14 protein-coding genes are annotated in these 17,575 nt (G+C 47.6%); 6 read left to right on the top strand and 8 right to left on the bottom strand.

The features are described 5' to 3' along the window. Positions 1-26 precede the first annotated feature (26 nt). Positions 27-1,310 (bottom strand): RING finger protein, encoded by a 1,284-nt coding sequence (locus tag ACY2RR_RS09260; RefSeq protein ID WP_490107849.1) that lies wholly within the window; start codon positions 1,308-1,310, stop codon positions 27-29. A gap of 160 nt (positions 1,311-1,470) precedes the next feature. On the opposite strand from ACY2RR_RS09260, the gene ACY2RR_RS09255 reads away from it, so the two are divergent. Together ACY2RR_RS09255 and ACY2RR_RS09250 are read left to right on the top strand one after the other, a co-directional pair. Continuing rightward, complete coding sequence (locus ACY2RR_RS09255) at positions 1,471-3,183, top strand: DUF1800 domain-containing protein (RefSeq protein ID WP_490107848.1); 1,713 nt, start codon at positions 1,471-1,473, stop codon at positions 3,181-3,183. Continuing rightward, positions 3,180-4,562, top strand: coding sequence for a DUF1501 domain-containing protein (locus tag ACY2RR_RS09250; RefSeq protein ID WP_490107847.1), 1,383 nt, complete (start codon positions 3,180-3,182; stop codon positions 4,560-4,562). The genes ACY2RR_RS09255 and ACY2RR_RS09250 overlap by 4 nt, the downstream gene beginning before the upstream one ends. A 63-nt stretch (positions 4,563-4,625) precedes the next feature. On the opposite strand, the gene arsB is transcribed toward ACY2RR_RS09250, so the two are convergent. The 7 genes from arsB to ACY2RR_RS09215 all read right to left on the bottom strand — a co-directional run bounded on the left by arsB (position 4,626) and on the right by ACY2RR_RS09215 (position 13,854). Next, positions 4,626-5,648 carry an ACR3 family arsenite efflux transporter gene (gene arsB, locus ACY2RR_RS09245; protein WP_490107846.1) on the bottom strand — a complete coding sequence of 341 codons (1,023 nt, stop codon included), beginning with the start codon at positions 5,646-5,648 and terminating at the stop codon, positions 4,626-4,628. Between the two features lie 132 nt (positions 5,649-5,780). After that, positions 5,781-6,092, bottom strand: coding sequence for an ArsR/SmtB family transcription factor (locus tag ACY2RR_RS09240; RefSeq protein ID WP_490107845.1), 312 nt, complete (start codon positions 6,090-6,092; stop codon positions 5,781-5,783). A gap of 83 nt (positions 6,093-6,175) precedes the next feature. Beyond that, positions 6,176-8,245, bottom strand: a complete 2,070-nt coding sequence (locus ACY2RR_RS09235) for a prolyl oligopeptidase family serine peptidase (RefSeq protein ID WP_490107844.1) — start codon at positions 8,243-8,245, stop codon at positions 6,176-6,178. 61 nt (positions 8,246-8,306) lie between these two features. Next, positions 8,307-9,854 carry an amidase gene (locus ACY2RR_RS09230; protein WP_490107843.1) on the bottom strand — a complete coding sequence of 516 codons (1,548 nt, stop codon included), beginning with the start codon at positions 9,852-9,854 and terminating at the stop codon, positions 8,307-8,309. A 76-nt stretch (positions 9,855-9,930) separates the two neighbouring features. Next, positions 9,931-11,247 carry a YopJ family acetyltransferase gene (locus ACY2RR_RS09225; RefSeq protein WP_490107842.1) on the bottom strand — a complete coding sequence of 439 codons (1,317 nt, stop codon included), beginning with the start codon at positions 11,245-11,247 and terminating at the stop codon, positions 9,931-9,933. A 176-nt stretch (positions 11,248-11,423) separates the two neighbouring features. Further along, positions 11,424-12,656 (bottom strand): saccharopine dehydrogenase family protein, encoded by a 1,233-nt coding sequence (locus ACY2RR_RS09220; RefSeq protein WP_490107841.1) that lies wholly within the window; start codon positions 12,654-12,656, stop codon positions 11,424-11,426. Positions 12,657-12,804: 148 nt separating this feature from the next. Then, the gene (locus tag ACY2RR_RS09215) at positions 12,805-13,854 is read right to left on the bottom strand and encodes a hypothetical protein (protein WP_490107840.1); all 1,050 of its coding nucleotides are present in this window, start codon (positions 13,852-13,854) and stop codon (positions 12,805-12,807) included. 188 nt (positions 13,855-14,042) lie between these two features. Here ACY2RR_RS09215 and pyrC point away from each other — a divergent pair, with 188 nt between their 5' ends. The 4 genes from pyrC (at position 14,043) to ACY2RR_RS09195 (ending at position 17,530) form a co-directional block, all read left to right on the top strand. Then, the gene (gene pyrC, locus ACY2RR_RS09210; RefSeq protein WP_490107839.1) at positions 14,043-15,074 is read left to right on the top strand and encodes a dihydroorotase; all 1,032 of its coding nucleotides are present in this window, start codon (positions 14,043-14,045) and stop codon (positions 15,072-15,074) included. A gap of 55 nt (positions 15,075-15,129) precedes the next feature. Continuing rightward, complete coding sequence (rnt, locus tag ACY2RR_RS09205; RefSeq protein ID WP_490107892.1) at positions 15,130-15,732, top strand: ribonuclease T; 603 nt, start codon at positions 15,130-15,132, stop codon at positions 15,730-15,732. Positions 15,733-15,897: 165 nt separating this feature from the next. Beyond that, the gene (locus ACY2RR_RS09200) at positions 15,898-16,029 is read left to right on the top strand and encodes a hypothetical protein (protein ID WP_490107838.1); all 132 of its coding nucleotides are present in this window, start codon (positions 15,898-15,900) and stop codon (positions 16,027-16,029) included. A gap of 181 nt (positions 16,030-16,210) precedes the next feature. Then, positions 16,211-17,530, top strand: coding sequence for a Na+/H+ antiporter family protein (locus tag ACY2RR_RS09195; RefSeq protein ID WP_490107837.1), 1,320 nt, complete (start codon positions 16,211-16,213; stop codon positions 17,528-17,530). Positions 17,531-17,575: the final 45 nt, after the last annotated feature.

Raw genomic sequence — 17,575 nt, 5'->3', positions numbered from 1 at the left:
AGAAAGGAGCCAAAGTCTCCTTTTCTTTACCAGCTATACGACCTGCATGTCGGGCAAGTAAAACGCCCGCCTCCAAGCCAGCACCTTGCTGTCCACTTAAACATACATCCATAGCAGAGCACATGCGGGCAGGAAAGCCTTGGAGCAATAGACCCTCTACCGCCTTGACAGACACAGCAGTTTTCGCCACTTAAGGGAATACTCGCTCTTGAAATCAAAAACAAAAAAGCGGCATGCCATAGTTCCCGAGATATAAACAGTGCGGAGTTGTGTAAAAACACTCTCGCCGATTCTTCGATGTTTTCTATGTCCTCATATCCAGATTCATTGATCTGCATATAAAAGTCGCTCACTTCCGTTTGCAATACGAGCGAAGCACTCTCAAAGTCAGAAGCTACCAACCTGAACCATGAAGCACCTTTATCACAAATTGCATAGATTTTTTTCTTATCAGTTGTCTCTAAACCCAACGACAAAGCGGATCGGTTATCCAATGTTTGATAATCAAAGCTATCGAAGCTTACATGTTTTATTTTGGGCTTATTGCCTTCCAGATGATCAAGGATTGACTCCAGAATAACCTCTGAAAATATGCTGACAGGTACTTTTTCACCTGTTTCCATTTTATCCATGCAACTATTTTCTAACCAAAACAAGTCTTGACTGGGTTGAAAAAAAGAAGGGGCAATCCAGAATGGCGCAACAGGACCGCCGCGTTTCACAACTCTAACCAAAAGAATTGGTTTGCCAGATAGCGTCATGGGATGCAGGTATAGATTAGTCACTCCCAAAGCTTTGAACCGATCTCCAATTCCACCCAAAAAATAAGGATCAGCAAAAAATCCTAAATTAACATTGAGAAGCATGTCCTTGCTCCTTCCAAAATCCCAACCAATCAAGCCACTGCGCCGCGTAGAGCTAATAAAATCATTTTCCTTGGGAGGGGGCGTTTCGGTAACCTGCTTCTTGCTTGCTTTAAAAAGTTCATATTCCATGGCCAACCCCGCAATTCCACCAATCAATTGCAGGCTTCTCAACAAACCAGTGTGATGATCAAACCAGCGAGCTTCCAATGCTCGAATAGTCAACGCTTCTATCATCCGAAACGTCAGCAAGTTTTTATCCGGCTTTCCCAAAAGAAGGGAAGCCCAACTATCGTACCATCCAGATGACTCTGAACCTGATTGCTCTGCAGGTGTTATTTGATCGTCCTGCTCTACACTTTCGGCTACGGAAGCCACACTCCAAAGCCAGAAAAAAAGAACTCCTATCAATCTTCTGGTTATTAGCACTTCACTCTCTTCACTCATGCGGGTTCAGGAGTATAGACACAGTTTTTCCTGCTCTATTTGCTTTCGCTGTAACCAAATGTTTCCTGAATATCCCCCTGAAAATAGCAACAGCGGACACTTCCCTCTCTTACACTCCACTTACACTCCTGCTCATACTTATAAGCATCAGGAAAACACTGTGTCTGAGAGAAAAGAGGAAATCGCCCGCTTCCTTATGGCGGCGACCTTGGGAGCGGATCAGAAAACTCTTGATCACGTAACCAGTACAGGAAAAACATCCTGGCTGAATCAGCAACTAAATACTGCTCTCCACCCTGAGGATCGATTTGAGGCCAAAACCCGAGATATCTGGCAATCTTTCAAGAAACGCCTGATTAAGGCACACGGCGTTAAAGCTCTGGACGGCGATGGTAACAATCCGGCTCTGCCTTATAACTGGTATTTCAGGATGGCCTGGTGGGAACGCACACTGAATGCTGCCCCTGAAACTCTTCTTCGTCACAGGGTTGCTCTTGCCCTGAGTGAGATCCTTGTCATCTCAGAGAACTCCAAACTTGAGCTGGATGCCGTATCCATGGCCAGCTACTACGACATCCTTTATCGCAACGCCTTTGGCAATTACAGCAATATGCTTTACGAGGTAAGCCTCCACCCGGCGATGGGCTTTTACCTTTCCCACATGAACAACCGTAAGGCTGTACCGGCAGAGAATATTCACCCTGATGAAAACTATGCCCGGGAAATTATGCAGCTGTTCAGCATAGGCTTATTTGAGCTGAACAAGGATGGCTCCCGTCGCAAAGATTCTGCCGGTAATGACATACCGACCTATGACAATAACGATATTAAGGAGATGGCCCGAATTTTTACCGGTTTAAAAGCCTCTCAATATCTTTATGAATGGGATACCGACTTCTTCCCTTATAACGGTGAAAAGATTTCCTTCGCCGATGGCGTTAGTAAAACCTACAAAACCATACCTTTCGTCGATATGGTTTCCCCAATGGTTGCTGATGAAAAATTTCACGATCAGGGCAGCAAAAATCTGCTGAAAGGACGAATCAACCTGCCTGCAAGACAAGGCACCATTAAAGATATAAAAGACACTGTTCAGGCTCTGACAAATCACCCAAGCACCGCACCTTATATCGCCCATAAACTGATACAGCAGTTGGTCACTTCCAATCCATCACCTGCATACATAAAAGCCGTGGCAGAAAAATTTGGTGCAAACGGTGATATGAAAGCAATGGTTCAGGAGATTCTGACTCACCCGGAAGCCAGTCATCCGAAAAAATTAAAATCACCTGTACTGCGTGTCACTCAAATACTTCGGGCGTTCAAAGCTTACAACCAATCCCAAAAACTGTGGTTAACCGGGGACGATATAAAAGAACAGCTTGGCCAGCACCCAATGGCTTCACCAACTGTATTTAATTTTTATAAGCCGGATTACACACCACACGGGCCAATTGAAAAGGCTGGGGAGGTAGCGCCAGAGTTTGAACTGCATAACTCTTCTACATCTGTCGCTTACATCAACACCATGTACAGCTGGTTCTTTGGTGGCTACTACCCACTGGTGTCCACAGAGATTAATAACACGGTTAACAATGTTCCGGAGCTTGACCCTGACAAGCTGGAAACATACGCACGGGACAGAATTCACCTGAACTTTTCTGATGAGCTGAACATGGCTCAGCGCCAGGAGTTCAAAGCATTAATTGCCAAGGTCAGCCTTCTTCTGTGCGGCAGTGAAGAATGCTCTGTGGAACAGGAAATTCTTGATGCCATCCAGTACTACCCCGATCAAAGTGAGTGGGTTGTGCAAACTGTCGTTTTCATGATCACCATTTCACCACAGTTCGCTATTCTGGAGGGCGCAGCATGAACCATAAAAAATTATCCCGCCGTAACTTCCTGAAAAACTCCGGTGTTGTGATTGCTGGTTCGAGTTTGATGGCCTCACAGTTTTCCGCAGCCAGCATGCTACGAGACTCTTCAGGGCAACCGCTGAATATCACGCCACAAAACAAAGCGTTGGTGTTCCTGATGCTGGATGGAGGAAACGACAGTTTTAATATGCTGGTGCCTCGTTCCAACGCTGAATATAAGGTTTACCAAAAGTCCCGCAGCAACCTTGCGCTCTCAAAGGGTGAACTTCTTCCGCTAAACAACTTTAAAGACGATCAAGGTCAGACCTTTGGTTTGCACCCTTCAATGCCTGAGGTTCAAAAGCTGTTTAACAAGGAAAAACTTTCCTTTGTTGCCAATATTGGCCCCCTTATAGAGCCAGTCACCAAAGCACAATTTGCGGCTAACTCTGTGCGTTTACCTGTCGGGTTAATGTCACATGCGGATCAGTTCCGTCATTGGCAAACTTCCCGCCCGGAAACAAGAGTGAACCGCGGCTGGTTCGGAGCTTTTGCTGATGCTCTGCAACCTAATCGGGCTGCAGGGCAGATACCCATGAATATCTCCATGGCTGGCAGCAATATTATGCAGGATGGCCAGGTTGGTACCAGTTACGCCATCACCGAAAAAGGCAGCGTTGGGATGATCTTTAAAGATCAACAATCGGACTTTGACCAACTGCTGCAATCCAGTATCGACAGCATTCTTGGCAAACAATACCGGGATCCATTCAAGCAAACTTATGCCTCGTTTACTCAGCAGGCCCAAAGCCAGCATGAAGGTTTCAGTAAAGCTTTGAAGAAGGTTCATACCAGCACCGATTTCTCAGATACGCCATTGTCTCAACAGTTGAAAATGGTTGCTCGTACTATCAAAGCGTCCAAACAGCTGGGCCTGCCTCAGCAAACATTCTTCCTGCGTTATATAGGCTGGGATCATCACGATGAGTTGCTGGACAACCATGCTCGTATGCTCAAGGTTGTCAGCCAGGGTTTGGGAGAATTCCAGAGTTCACTGGAAGAACTTGGCGTTGATGATCGTGTGGTTACCTTTACCGGTTCAGACTTCGGCAGAACTCTGACCTCTAATGGCAATGGCACCGATCATGGCTGGGGTGGTAATACGCTGGTAATGGGTAATCAGGTACAGGGAGGAAAGGTTTTCGGAAAGTATCCGCTGTTGGAACTTGGCGGCGAGTTGGATTCCGGAGATGGTGTGTTAATTCCAACCACGCCTACAGATCAACTGTATGCAGAACTGGCTCTCTGGTTTGGTGTTAAAGCTAACGACTTAAATCGCTTGTTCCCGAATCTGAGAAATTTCTCTCAAGGGGAGCTTGGGATTATGAAAGGTTGATAAGAACTCTATGTAAAGCGATGAAGGGCAAGTCCTTCATCGCTTGTCTAATTCCGCTTGCAACTAGGCAGAAGCCACCTTCGGGAACTGTGAGCGTGTCTTATTGGCATAAGCTACCAAAGCCAACATCACAGGGACTTCCACCAGCACTCCAACTACAGTGGCAAGAGCTGCACCAGAGTTCAGGCCAAACAGGCTAATGGCAACAGCAACTGCCAGTTCGAAGAAGTTAGATGCACCAATCATTGCACCTGGTGCAGCCAGATCATGGGGTTGCTTCCACTTACGCATCCATACATAAGCAATAGCGAAAATCAGGACAGTCTGAATAATCAGCGGTATCGCGATCAGAACAATATCCATCGGTGCACTGATAATCCGTGGTGCCTGAAAACCAAACAGCAACACAACAGTTCCAATCAGGCCAAGAGTGGAAAGAGGCTTAATCTTTCCAGCTAAACTATCCAGTGACTGTTGTGAACGGAGAGACTTTCGCGTCAACCATCCTGCCACCAGTGGAATCACAACAAAAAGCACTACAGACAGAAGCAGTGTACTCCAAGGCACAGTTACATCTGTCACCCCCAGCAGGAAGGCCGCAATAGGAGCAAAGGCCACGATCATAATAAGATCATTCACAGCCACCTGAACCAGCGTGTAGTTTGGGTCACCTTTGGTCAGCTGACTCCAGACAAATACCATAGCGGTACAGGGTGCAACGCCCAGCAAAATCATACCGGCGATATATTGCTCACCCAGTTCTGGAGAAATCCAGGCGCTGTACAAATAACGCATAAAGAACACGGCCAGCAGTGCCATAGTGAAAGGCTTGATCAGCCAGTTCACCGTCAAAGTAACAATCAACCCCTTTGGACGACGATGAACGTTTTTTACCGAAGCAAAATCAACCTGCATCATCATCGGGTAGATCATCAACCAGATCAGGACGGCAATAACAAAGTTAATGCTTGCGTACTCCAGCCCTCCCAGAAAAACAAAAAGGTCAGGAAAGGCTGTTCCGCCAAGAAGTCCTGCCACCATGGCCAGGCCAACCCATACGCTCAAGTACCGCTCAAAAATACCCACAACATACTCCCTTATGACCGAATAGCAGCGTTCAAAATCGTCAATCGCCGAATAACGATCATAATATTTCAAAAAAAGGCCGATGTTTCCCGAACAACAGCCAGACTATAACTGAGTTTTACCAACCTTAATTTAAAGAGCTCCGAGTAACTCCTGTACCCGGCGCAAAGCTTCCGGTCGCAAGCTGAAGCAGGTGCGGGGGTGTTGTACCTCAGCCAGAACCAAACCGGACTCTTTAAGAATTCTTAAATGCTCAGAAACGGTCGATTGTGCCAACCCTAACTGATCCACTAGATCAGATCCCAGACATCCACCAGCGGCAAGAATTTTCAGCAAACGGACTCTGGCCGGATGACCAATCGCTTTGGCATAAGCTGCCAGCTCTTTTTCTACGCTCTCATCAAACTCAAAACTGCTGAGATCGCAAAGACATTTCTTAGCCATAAAACTCATCATCGTTAAATCGCGATAATGATAGGATTGCCGCTTCTCTTTCGATATAAGTACAAGCCGAATACGCTTTACTATCAGCCTAACTGTTGCCAGAGGTAACAGTATTCCAGAGCCTGGATAAATGCTCTCTGCTTCAGGTCGGCAGCAGCAGAATGCCCGCCTTCAATGTTTTCGAAGTAATAAACCGGCTTTCCCAGTGCCTGCATTTTTGCAGCCATTTTACGGGCATGCCCTGGGTGAACCCTGTCGTCTTTGGTTGAGGTGTGAATAAAAGCTTCAGGATAAGGACTACTTTCGCAAAGGTTCTGATAAGGAGAGTAAGCTTTTATCCACTCCCACTCTTCCGGAATATCCGGGTTGCCATATTCATCAACCCAACTGGCTCCAGCCAACAGCAAGTGGTAACGCTGCATATCCAGCAAAGGAACCTGACAAACCACGGCGTTAAAAAGCTCCGGCCGGAGAGTCATAACAGCACCTACAAGTAAGCCACCATTACTTCCACCAACGATCCCAAGTTTTTCCGGTGCGGTAATCTGTCGTTCAATCAAATCCTCAGCCACAGCAATAAAGTCTTCGTAGGAGCGCATGCGATTCTGCTTTCTTGCCGAGTCATGCCACTGTGGGCCGAACTCACCACCACCGCGAATATTGGCAACAGCAAAAACACCGCCTCGCTCCAGCCAGTTCTTACCTATTGAAGAGGGATAATAAGGTGTCAGGCTGATATCAAAGCCACCATAGCCATAGAGAAGTACTGGAGCAGCATCTTCTCCTGACGACAGTTTTTCCAACGTAGCTTCCTGCCCGATTACAAAATAAGGAATATTGGTTCCATCTCTGGACTGCGCCCAATATTGATGACTGACCAACCCCTGACTCTGGAACTGCTCTGGCAGTTTCTTGATTGGCTGGCAGGTGCAATCCTGAAGCAGGTAAAGAGTACTTGGTTCAAGAAAATCTTCGTGGGAAAGGTAAACTTCTCTGCTGAAACAATCGCTGCTGACAATATGACTTTTCCCACCTTCAGGCAGTGAACTTGCGACTCTTTGCCACTCATCATCAGCAAACTGAAATTGCAAAACACTGGACACAACATTTTCAAGCGTGCAGATAAACAATGAATCACAGCTTGCACTCACGCCCTCTTCATCCACCGTGCTGTATTGATTCGGTGTATAAATGCTATGTACCCGATGTTGCCCTTGAAGCAGGTTGGGATAACTCAATCCAATGATTGCACCCTGCTTTCTGACCTCTCCATCAACACTCCAGTCTTTTTTCAGTCGCACAATCAGTTGCTGGTGGATGAATTCCAGAACTTCACAATCGTCAGGTAGGTCAAGTTTGATTAGCCCTTGGTTTGTATAGGCAAAGTGATGGGTAGTAAAAAAACTGGGATAGACACTGACCAACTCTACATCGCCCTTGGCACTGTACAGTTTCCAGGGAGCCAGCATGCATAACTCCGGCTCTATGGTGTAAACATGCTCGGCCTTCTCTAAAGATTCTCCCCTTTTCAGCGCCTTGCAGATTCTTGGAAAACCCGCATCTGTGAGGCTGCCCTCGCCAAAATCAGTTGCCACCAGCAAAGTATTGATATCTATCCAACAGCACTGACTTTTGGCTTCGGGGATAAAAAAACCATCAGAGAGAAACGTTTTAGACACAATATCAAACTCACGGACTTCACAGGCATCAGCACCACCCCGAGACAAATAAATCAGGAAGCGCTCACAATCCGGATACAGGCAATCAGTGCCCTGCCAGACCCAGCTTTCGCCTTCCTGCTCACAGAGCTGATCCATATCGAGCAACAGTTCCCATTGAGGTTCAGCATCCTGAAATGACTCCGGGGTTGTTCTGCGCCAGATTCCCCGTACATGTTTATCGTCTTGCCAAAAGTTATAGAGGTAACCACCCCGCTGGCTGATATGGGGAATCTTGTCCTGGCTTTCCAGAATTTTCAGGTTGTTATCGTAAATAGATTGATAATCGGGGTGAGATTGCAGCTGATTTGTTGACAGCTGGTTTTGCTGCTTAACCCATTCAAGGGCTTTGGTGCCTTCAATATCCTCCAGCCAGAGCCAACAATCTTGAGCGTTCTTATCTGTTTGAATATTGTCATGGGAAGGTGTCGTCATCAGAAGCTGCCGTTGATAGATTCTTTTCAATCTATCGGCAGCTCCCGTGATCAACAGACTATCAGGCAGGTGTTGCTGCTAAAGCTTTCGCCTTACCAGAGTTTCCAGCCTGAGTATCAGCACACATATCAGGCATTTTATCTGCCCAGGGTTGGGCGCGTTCCAGCTGCCCGGCCAGACTGAACAGCAAGGCATCCTCGCCCATCGCCGCAGTAAACTGAACCCCTACTGGAAGGTTCTCCTTACTCCAGTGGAGGGGCACAGACATGGATGGCTGCCCGGTCATATTGGCCAGTTGTGTAAATGGAAGCTTATCCAGCATTTCCCGAGCCATTTTATCCACAATTCCAGCTTTGTGGCTCAGCCAGCTCATTCCGGGAATAGCCAGCAACCTCATGGACAGCTGCTCAGCTTTGGAGGGATACAAAGAACCGACAGGCTGGGGAACATCTGCCAGAGTCGGGGTAAGGACCACATCAAATCGGGTATGCAGTTCGCCCATAGAGCGACGCAGTTCATTCCAGTAAATCTGGCTTAACAGGAAGTCCCGCGCCTTTACCTGGCTACCAATCTTATACAGTGCTCGGGTTGCCAGTTCGATATCCAGCTTGCCAACAGAGACACCCGTCATTTCCGAAAGACTAACCACATCAGCAGCCGTATTACCCAGCAACATGGTCAAGAAGCTGGATGCCAGTCGTTCACTGTCCAGCCCGAGATCAATCTCTTCAACATGGTGCCCAAGATCCTGCAGCAGCTGAACTGTGTTATTCACACCATCAATACATTCCTGACTGACTGGGGAACCGGTCGGGCTCTTACAGGTAAAACCTATACGCAGAGGCTGTGGGTCTTTTTCTGTAGCGGCCAGAAAGCCCTGCTCATGCCTTATCGGAAAAGGAGCACCGCAATCCATACCATTGGTAATATCCAGCATCGCTGCACTGTCCCGCACAGATCGCGTGAGAACATGCTCACTGACAGCACCACTCCAGGCATCAGAAAGATACGGCCCCATAGGTTGCAAACCACGGCTTGGCTTTAAACCGAACAGCCCACAGCAGGATGAAGGAATACGAATAGAGCCACCACCATCACCACCAGATGCCATAGGAACAATACGAGCCGCGACGGCCGCTGCTGTGCCACCGCTGGAACCACCGGGAGTTCTATCGGTATTCCAGGGGTTACGGGATGGCCCGTTAGCTTTTGGCTCTGTAATTCCCATCAATCCCAACTCGGGAGTATTGGTTTGCCCGAGAATTACCAGCCCGGCTTTGCGGAAACGTTTCACCAGCTCAGAATCAACCGGAGGCCGGTAATCCTTCATGGCACCGCTGCCGAACCCTAATGGCTCTCCGCCAATAGCCGCCAAAAGATCTTTGGTAAGAAAAGGAACGCCAGCAAAAGGCGCATCCGCATCAACGGCTTTCATTTCTTCCTGGGCTTTATCAAAGCGGGTGCGAATAACAGCATTCAGGGCCGGGTTATGCTGCTCAATTTGCTGAACACTGAAATCGAATGCCTCCTCCCTGCTTATCTGACCAGTACGGATAAGTTCAGCAAGCCCGGTGGCATCATAATTTTGCAGAGAAGAGTTAAACGACATAATTATATTTTTTTATTTGCTGCCAGAGGTAGACATTAAACGTTGTTTATTTTTTTTCTTCAATCACCTGCCAAGATTACTTCTGAATAAGTCGATAGTGTTCCAATAGCGCTGCGGCATTAACCTTCACTAATAAACCACCACAACTTTTCTTATCAACCGATTGCTGGTCAAGTGCACCACCAAGAGAAACTCCACCATCCACACTCTTTCTTTTCATTCCAGCAGTTATTAATGCTCTGTCTCCCTGAAAAAACTCCAGAAAGACTGCCGGGAGTTCGTTAATTTTTAAAAACCGCTCTCCAGTGACCGGGCACAAGGCAAATAAACGATCTAAAAGTGCTTTATTCTCGTTTATACAGCGCAATGTGTGTAATGCAAAAATGCCACAGCCGATATAGTCCCTCTGTTGTAGAAAGCCGGGGGCAATCACTGAAACATGACAATCAGGAAAAGCTTTACCTATCTCCTTTTGAAATGATTCCCTTGTTTTTTTAGCCACGCCACCATCAGGCTTCAGGGTCTCGTTAATAAATACCCGCACCTTTTTATCTTTGGCATTAAAACGGAGAATAACGGCGATGCAGTGGCAGGTTTTTGTCTCGTACAGCATCTCACACTGAAAATCTTTACCCTTATTTTTCAAGGCCTTCATATGGCTAGCCATATCAGGCAAGGAATAAAAACAGGGAACATCTCTTTCCGTTTCCTGTTTAAAAACATGAGCTATCTCAGCTGCCGTAAGATGTGGCTCACCAGTTACCGGCGAATCTGTTTTTGATGTTGGCACGTCTTCTCTAAGCAAAGGCATAGGAACTGAGGTTATATTCTCAGGAAGCGCCCAGGACACCATTTCCCACGACAACTTTCCATCCGCCTCAATACAGCGATAACAGATATTAGCTCCGGGTGGAATGGATTCCTGCTCCAGTTTTAGCCCTCGTTTCCCTGCACATAATTGAATTTCTCTGGGAGCATTATTAACAATGGTTATGAGTTTTCCTCGGTCACCCTCTTTCAAATTTGGAAGCTGCAAATTAAAAGGCCACTCGCTACCTTCATAAACAAAGCCAGCATGGCGGGACTTACCAAACTCTAGCTGACTGCCATTCTCTGTGACCTGTACCAGCTCCCTTTCTCTTTTCAGTTCTGCTTCAGGCAAGTGTTTATGCCAACGCATAACTGTTCGTTCTACATCTGGTTGAACTACATTGGCAAGCTTTCGCTGTTCTAACAATGTTGAGCGTTTTGGTTCATCAACCGACAACTGGCTGCCAGCCAAACCATTAAAAATAAAGAAGCCCGATTTAATAGAGAGATCATCCCGAAGCTCATTTAAAATTTTAATTCGCTCATACCGTGAAGAGACTCGCAGGGAATGCCTCACTTTCATAAGAGGTGAACGCTCCCTTTCTCGATAACGATCGGGAGGGCGTCTTACAGTCCGAGAAGATGTTCTGATCATTAAATTGAGCCTTTGAGCTATTAAGGATTAATAGACCAAAGACCCAAACAATAATTCTCTTACAGTACTGTTAGCCAAGAATATGGGCTAACAAGGCGGTTACGTTATTCCACAACCTCAAACCCCAACCCAGCGTGCGCAGTCAGGCGTTTAAACATACGCTCATCAAAGATTGTTGCGGTTGTCCAAAAGCCACCAGCTTTCTCCTCTTTGGAGATATCCAGCGCAAGGCTTAATCCGGCCTGCCCCAGCATTTTGCTGGTAGAACCATAACCGGGGTCACGATCGCCAGTGACTTTCGTACGAAGCTTTTTACCATCAGCGGTACGACCGACAAAGCGCAGGTCGTAATAACCTTTTCGCTGAGCCTCCGGAGAAGGACCTTCACCCGGCTTAGGTAGCATATAGCTCTCCATCAGCCAGCGAGTAGGTTTGATAACCGCTCCCAGCATGAAAGCACCCAAACCTGCCACCATAGTCATGGCGGTCATCCGGCCTTTAAATTCACGACCGGTGAGCATGGCTTCGTCATAACGGAAATCATCACCATAAGCATTGCCAGACAAAGCATTGGAACGATGAACAACACGGGTATTAATGGCCGCCATCACAAAAGGTGCCGACCAGCACTGGAAGTCCTTATCAAACACTGCCGATTTCACATTGCGCTGACGAGCCGTGAACAAATGATCAGGTGGGCAAAGCGAATAAGGGTTGGCCAGCTCTTTTCTCAAAGCGGGGTTGGCAATCGCCTCCTTGGTGACGTTGATAATACTGGCAATAGTTCCTCCAGATGCACCACCTTTGGCAGCTTTCACCCGCATTTTCACATCGGTACAGGGAGCGCCAAACTTCTCCTGTGCTGTTTTTTGCAGGAAAGCCACACCAAGGTCGGAAGGAATAGAGTCAAAGCCGCAACAGTGAACAATGCGGGCTCCGGTTTGTTTCGCCTGAGACTCAAACCTGTCCACCATGCGCTTGATCCACTGGGTTTCACCGGTGAGATCACAATAGTCCGTACCATTTTCGACACAGGCTTTTACCAGCGTGGTGCCATACAAAGCGTAAGGGCCAACGGTTGAGATCATTACCTTGGTTTTTTTGCACAGGGCCTGCAGAGCCGCTTCGTTATCTGCATCAGCAATGAGCAGAGGAATATCATTGGCACCGGCTTCAGAGCGAACCTGCTCCAGCTTGGCTTCTGAACGACCAGCCATAGCCCAGGACACTTTGTCTTCGGGATGCTCGTTGAAGTGAGTAACCAGATACTTTACCAGTATCTGTCCAACAAAGCTGGTGGCTCCAAAGACCACGAGATCATAGGTCTGTGTACTCATAGCATTCCCTATTATTATTGTTGATACGCATAAAGAGATGCACAGCTTGCCAAATAGACAGGGGGAGCGCTAGGGACTGTTGATGTTTTATCATCGAACCTGATTCAAGCTTTAGAACAGAGCCTTTTCTCAAATCACAGATCATTGTCTATAAATCCAGATCATCCAGATCCCCCTCAAAAAGGGCTAGCCTTCTACCACACGGTGGAACCTGAAACTGTACGCCTGCTGTTTCAACCCAATGACTGTACTCGGTAATCAAGGTATCAAGAGCTGCCTTATCCTGAGCTGTATCAGCCCGCTGCTTAAATTCTTCCAACTTGGTATTAGCTTCTACAAAAAACTCTTTCTGGGCGTTCATAAAGTCGCTTTTCACTGTCTCCCAACATGTAAGAAGATTATCTGAAATCTTTTTACAGGAGTGCTCTCGCCTCAGAGGCCTGCTATCTCTGGTCCGCTCTCTGAGTGCAAGCATTCCATCTAAGCACTGCTCTTTATGTCTTGGTGTAGTTTTCTTCCTCCACCTATCAAAGCAGCTGGACAGCTCTTCTTTAAGTTTTGGTAAGTCTTCCGGAAGCTCCTTACCTTCAAGGCTTATCATCGCGAGGTAATCTGAAACACCCCGCCCTAAAAAATGTAACGAGCTTCTGTCTTTGTGAACATCGGCCTGAACATTAATCAAAAATTCCGGTATCTCATCACTACCACCTGGTAGAGGGATATCATCTTCATCACATAGTTTTTTTAGTTCCACAAAAAACTGTTCAATTTGAACATTCACGTCAACAACTCTTTTTCCAACAGACAGCTCTGGCTTGGCAGTCACTTTCAATCGAGCCTCTGAGGTCTGTTCAAAACGCTCACGCTGCTGTTGTTGTTGCCACTGACGCTCACGTTGTACACGAGCTATACGGCGTTGATATATGCTTTTAACACAAATGCCAGCTGTAACCGCGGAAGCCCCTACAGCAATCGGGGGGCCACCACATGCATAACCCACAGCAAAAGCTGCCCCTGTCAACCATATCCCGTACTTGATGTCATCTTCTGTATTATCAACCACTCTCCCATGATGCTGTGCTTGATGAGCGTTACCTAGAGGGGCTCGATCATCTCTACGTGCACGTCTACGCCCAACTCTTTGCTCCAGCCCTTCCCTTACAGGCCCCAACCCTTCATGATCACCCCTAACATTCATTTTTATCACCTTTGGTTAACTTTATTTCATCCAAAGATAAGACCCTTCTGATAGAAAGAGTTCTGAACCGCAGGTAACAGGCGTGTTACTTATCAGATTAAGCAATCATGAATCCGCAGCTATGTCTCAATAACAGAACTGGAGTAGTATTGCCCTGCCTGATAAAACCCAATAAGGAAAACTCTGTCGTGCAGCTCACCCTCACCCGCCCTGATGATTTTCACCTGCATCTCAGAGATGGCGATGCACTGGCCACAACAGTTCCCGCCACAGCCAACACTTTTGGTCGCGCCATCATAATGCCGAACCTGAGGCCACCGGTAACTACCGCGGCGCAGGCTGCTGAATACAAACAACGGATTATGGCTCATGTTCCGGAAGGTTCCGGTTTTGATCCACTGATGACTCTGTACCTGACGGATCAAACTTCCCCAGAGATCATCCGTGAAGCCAAAACTGGTGGCGATGTTCATGCTCTGAAACTATATCCGGCCGGAGCAACAACGAACTCCGACTCAGGTGTAACAGCACTGGAGAATGTTTTTCCTGCTCTGGAAGCCATGATTGATGCTGGCATACCTCTGCTGGTTCACGGTGAAGTGACCGATGCAGATATTGATATTTTCGATCGGGAAAAAGTCTTTATTGATCGTCACCTGATTCCTCTGGTTACCCGCTACCCAGAGCTAAAGGTGGTGCTGGAACATATCACCACGGTGGATGCTGTGGCTTTTGTCAGCGAAACCGGTGCGAATGTTGCCGCAACTATTACACCGCAACATCTGATGTATAACCGTAACCATATGCTGGTCGGTGGCATTCGCCCTCACTATTACTGCCTGCCAATTCTGAAGCGTAATGTGCATCAGCAAGCTCTGGTGAAAGCGGCCACCAGCGGCGATTCCAAATTCTTTTTGGGAACAGACTCCGCTCCCCATACAAAAGATACCAAAGAAACATCCTGTGGCTGTGCTGGCTGCTACTCTGCCTTTGGTGCTATAGAACTGTACGCAGAAGTGTTCGAGAAAGAGAATGCTCTGGATAAGCTGGAAGGTTTCGCCAGCCACTTTGGCGCAGATTTCTATGATATTCCGCGAAACACAGATACCATTACCCTGGTGAAAAAAGAGCAACTGGTTCCTGAGTCCATTCCCTTTGCCGGAAGCCAGGTCGTTCCTCTTAAGGCTGGAGAACATTTACAATGGTCCCGGTCTGTTTAAATTGAATTACTCCGAATAAGGCAATGATGTGAGCCATTCTGACCCGAAAACCCTGATGTCCGAACGTTTCCGGGGCTTTCTGCCAGTTGTTATTGACGTTGAGACCGGCGGTTTCAACGCCAAAACCGACGCGCTTCTGGAGATCGCCGCTGTAACCATCGGTATGGACGAGCAGGGATTTGTCTTTCCGGAGTCCCGTGAGTCCAGTCATGTGGTCCCGTTTGATGGTGCGAATATTGAGAAGTCTGCCATCGAGTTTATTGGCATTGACCCCTTCCACCCTCTGCGTATTGCTTCGGTAGAGGAGGAAATTCTCGGGACAATCTTCAAAACTGTGCGCAAAGCTATGAAACGTTATGGCTGTACCCGCGCAGTACTGGTTGGCCACAATGCTTCCTTTGACCTGGGCTTTCTGAACGCTGCCGTTGAACGTTGTGATATCAAGCGGAATCCGTTCCACCCGTTCTCATGCTTTGATACTGCAAGCCTTTCTGGGCTGGCTTACGGCCAGACTGTGCTGGCACGGGCTTGTGACGTGGCTGGCATCCCTTTCGACAAGGAAGAAGCTCACTCTGCCCGTTACGACACAGATCGCACAGCAGAGCTGTTCTGCGGCATTGTGAACCGCTGGAAAGAGCTGGGGGGCTGGATCGACTGATCAGAGCATAATCCCGCCTATTCAGGAAACCCCGGCCGATTATTCTGCCGGGGTTTCTTTTTTGGAAAAACAAAACTCGGAACAAGTATAAATACCTACTTCCGTTTTCAGCCGAAAGAACGTTATTGTGAAAAGGAGAGAATTATTTCAACGACGAGTGACATCATGAGCTTGCCACCTTTAGCGGTGCTGTCGGCACCCGAACAATACGGTACAAATACCCTGCCAGCCTCTTTCGATCTGTCTGCCTCTCTGCACACTTCCCATCTGCACCACCTGCATCATCACCATCATTGATTGTTATTTTTGTCACCCCTGACAAAAGATCTGTGATCGGCTTCTAAGCCTCCAAAAACTTTTTACAAAATGCCGGATTTTCCGAACTGAGCCATAGTTTGTTCTAAGCATTCTATTTTTCAGGTTGTCTGAATAGTTTCACCGGCTGAACAATGAACATAAAAATTCGGGTTTATTTCCAATGAATGCAGTAGTTATTGCTGTGCTTGTCATGCTGGCCATGAGCCTTGCACGTATGAATGTTGTCCTGGCGTTGCTTGTAGGCGCTCTTGCCGGCGGTATTGCCAGCGGTATGCCTATAGCAGATACGCTGGCCAGCTTCAGCGGTGGTTTAGCGAATGGTGCCAGTATCGCCCTGAGTTATGCCCTGCTGGGGGCTTTCGCCATGGCAATTTCCAAATCAGGTGTACCGGCAGCTCTGGCTGGCCGCATTATTATTTTTATCCACAATCGCAAAAGCAGCCCGCGCTCCGCTGGCATTGCGTTAATGCTGTGCCTGATACTGATGGCCATCGCATCCCAGAATATTATTCCGATTCACATCGCATTTATTCCTATTCTGGTGCCACCTCTGCTCGGCCTGTTAAGCAAACTTCAGCTGGATCGCCGGGCAATAGCCTGTTGCCTGACCTTCGGTCTTACCGCAACTTACATGCTGTTGCCCATTGGCTTCGGAAATATCTACCTGATTGAAATTCTGGCGGGCAACCTGCGAACCAATGGCCTTGAAATAAGCAACAGCGCAATTCCTTCTGCGATGATGATTCCGGTCTCCGGCATGTTTCTCGGGTTGCTTGTCGCGGTTTTCTGGACCTATCGTAAACCTCGCAGCTATCGCACCGAAGATGAGGATGTTTCCGTAAGCGAGATTTCTGAAGATCTTTCAATGACCAAGGTTGCAGGCATCGTTCTCGGCATCCTTGTAGCGCTGATGGTACAGCTTGGCAGTGGCTCTATGGCCATGGGAGCTTTAGCTGGCTGTATAACCATGCTGGCCTTCAAAGTTATTAAGTGGCAGGAAGCTGATAATACCTTTATCGATGGTATGAAAATGATGTCTTACTGCGGATTCATCATGATCAGCGCTGCCGGCTTTGCAGAAGTGATGCGAGCAACAGGGGATATTAATACACTGGTCAGCTCAATCAGCGGACTGTTTGCAGGCCAACAGGCTTTGGGCATTCTTATGATGCTGGTTGTTGGCTTACTGATTACTCTAGGCATTGGCTCATCTTTCTCTACTGTTCCCATTATTGCCGCACTCTACGTTCCTTTAGGAATGGAAATGGGACTTTCTCCTCTGGCTATCGCGGCACTGGTTGGAACAGCTGGTGCTTTGGGAGATGCTGGTTCCCCGGCTTCAGACTCCACAATAGGCCCCACTGCCGGATTGAATGCCGATGGACAGCACGACCACATTCGTGACTCCGTTCTGCCTACCTTTATCCACTTCAATATTCCACTGGTACTGTTTGGCTGGCTGGCAGTGATGGTTCTGTAAGAAAAACCACTCAAACTTTAACAGGCCATGCTAAACATCACGGCC

This window comes from Parendozoicomonas sp. 2304DJ65-17 (assembly GCF_058148445.1).
The sequence above is the reverse complement of the archived record's forward strand: the minus strand, read 5'-3'. Positions and strand labels throughout refer to the sequence as shown.

Bases quoted from the DNA above. Each gene is read 5' to 3' on its own strand.
- ACY2RR_RS09260 (WP_490107849.1), bottom strand. From the start codon at position 1,310: ATGAGTGAAGAGAGTGAAGTGCTAATAACCAGAAGATTGATAGGAGTT.
- ACY2RR_RS09250 (WP_490107847.1), top strand. From the start codon at position 3,180: ATGAACCATAAAAAATTATCCCGCCGTAACTTCCTGAAAAACTCCGGT.
- ACY2RR_RS09240 (WP_490107845.1), bottom strand. From the start codon at position 6,092: ATGGCTAAGAAATGTCTTTGCGATCTCAGCAGTTTTGAGTTTGATGAG.
- ACY2RR_RS09235 (WP_490107844.1), bottom strand. From the start codon at position 8,245: ATGACGACACCTTCCCATGACAATATTCAAACAGATAAGAACGCTCAA.
- ACY2RR_RS09230 (WP_490107843.1), bottom strand. From the start codon at position 9,854: ATGTCGTTTAACTCTTCTCTGCAAAATTATGATGCCACCGGGCTTGCT.
- ACY2RR_RS09225 (WP_490107842.1), bottom strand. From the start codon at position 11,247: ATGAAAGTGAGGCATTCCCTGCGAGTCTCTTCACGGTATGAGCGAATT.
- ACY2RR_RS09220 (WP_490107841.1), bottom strand. From the start codon at position 12,656: ATGAGTACACAGACCTATGATCTCGTGGTCTTTGGAGCCACCAGCTTT.
- ACY2RR_RS09215 (WP_490107840.1), bottom strand. From the start codon at position 13,854: ATGAATGTTAGGGGTGATCATGAAGGGTTGGGGCCTGTAAGGGAAGGG.
- rnt (WP_490107892.1), top strand. From the start codon at position 15,130: ATGTCCGAACGTTTCCGGGGCTTTCTGCCAGTTGTTATTGACGTTGAG.
- ACY2RR_RS09200 (WP_490107838.1), top strand. From the start codon at position 15,898: ATGAGCTTGCCACCTTTAGCGGTGCTGTCGGCACCCGAACAATACGGT.
- ACY2RR_RS09195 (WP_490107837.1), top strand. From the start codon at position 16,211: ATGAATGCAGTAGTTATTGCTGTGCTTGTCATGCTGGCCATGAGCCTT.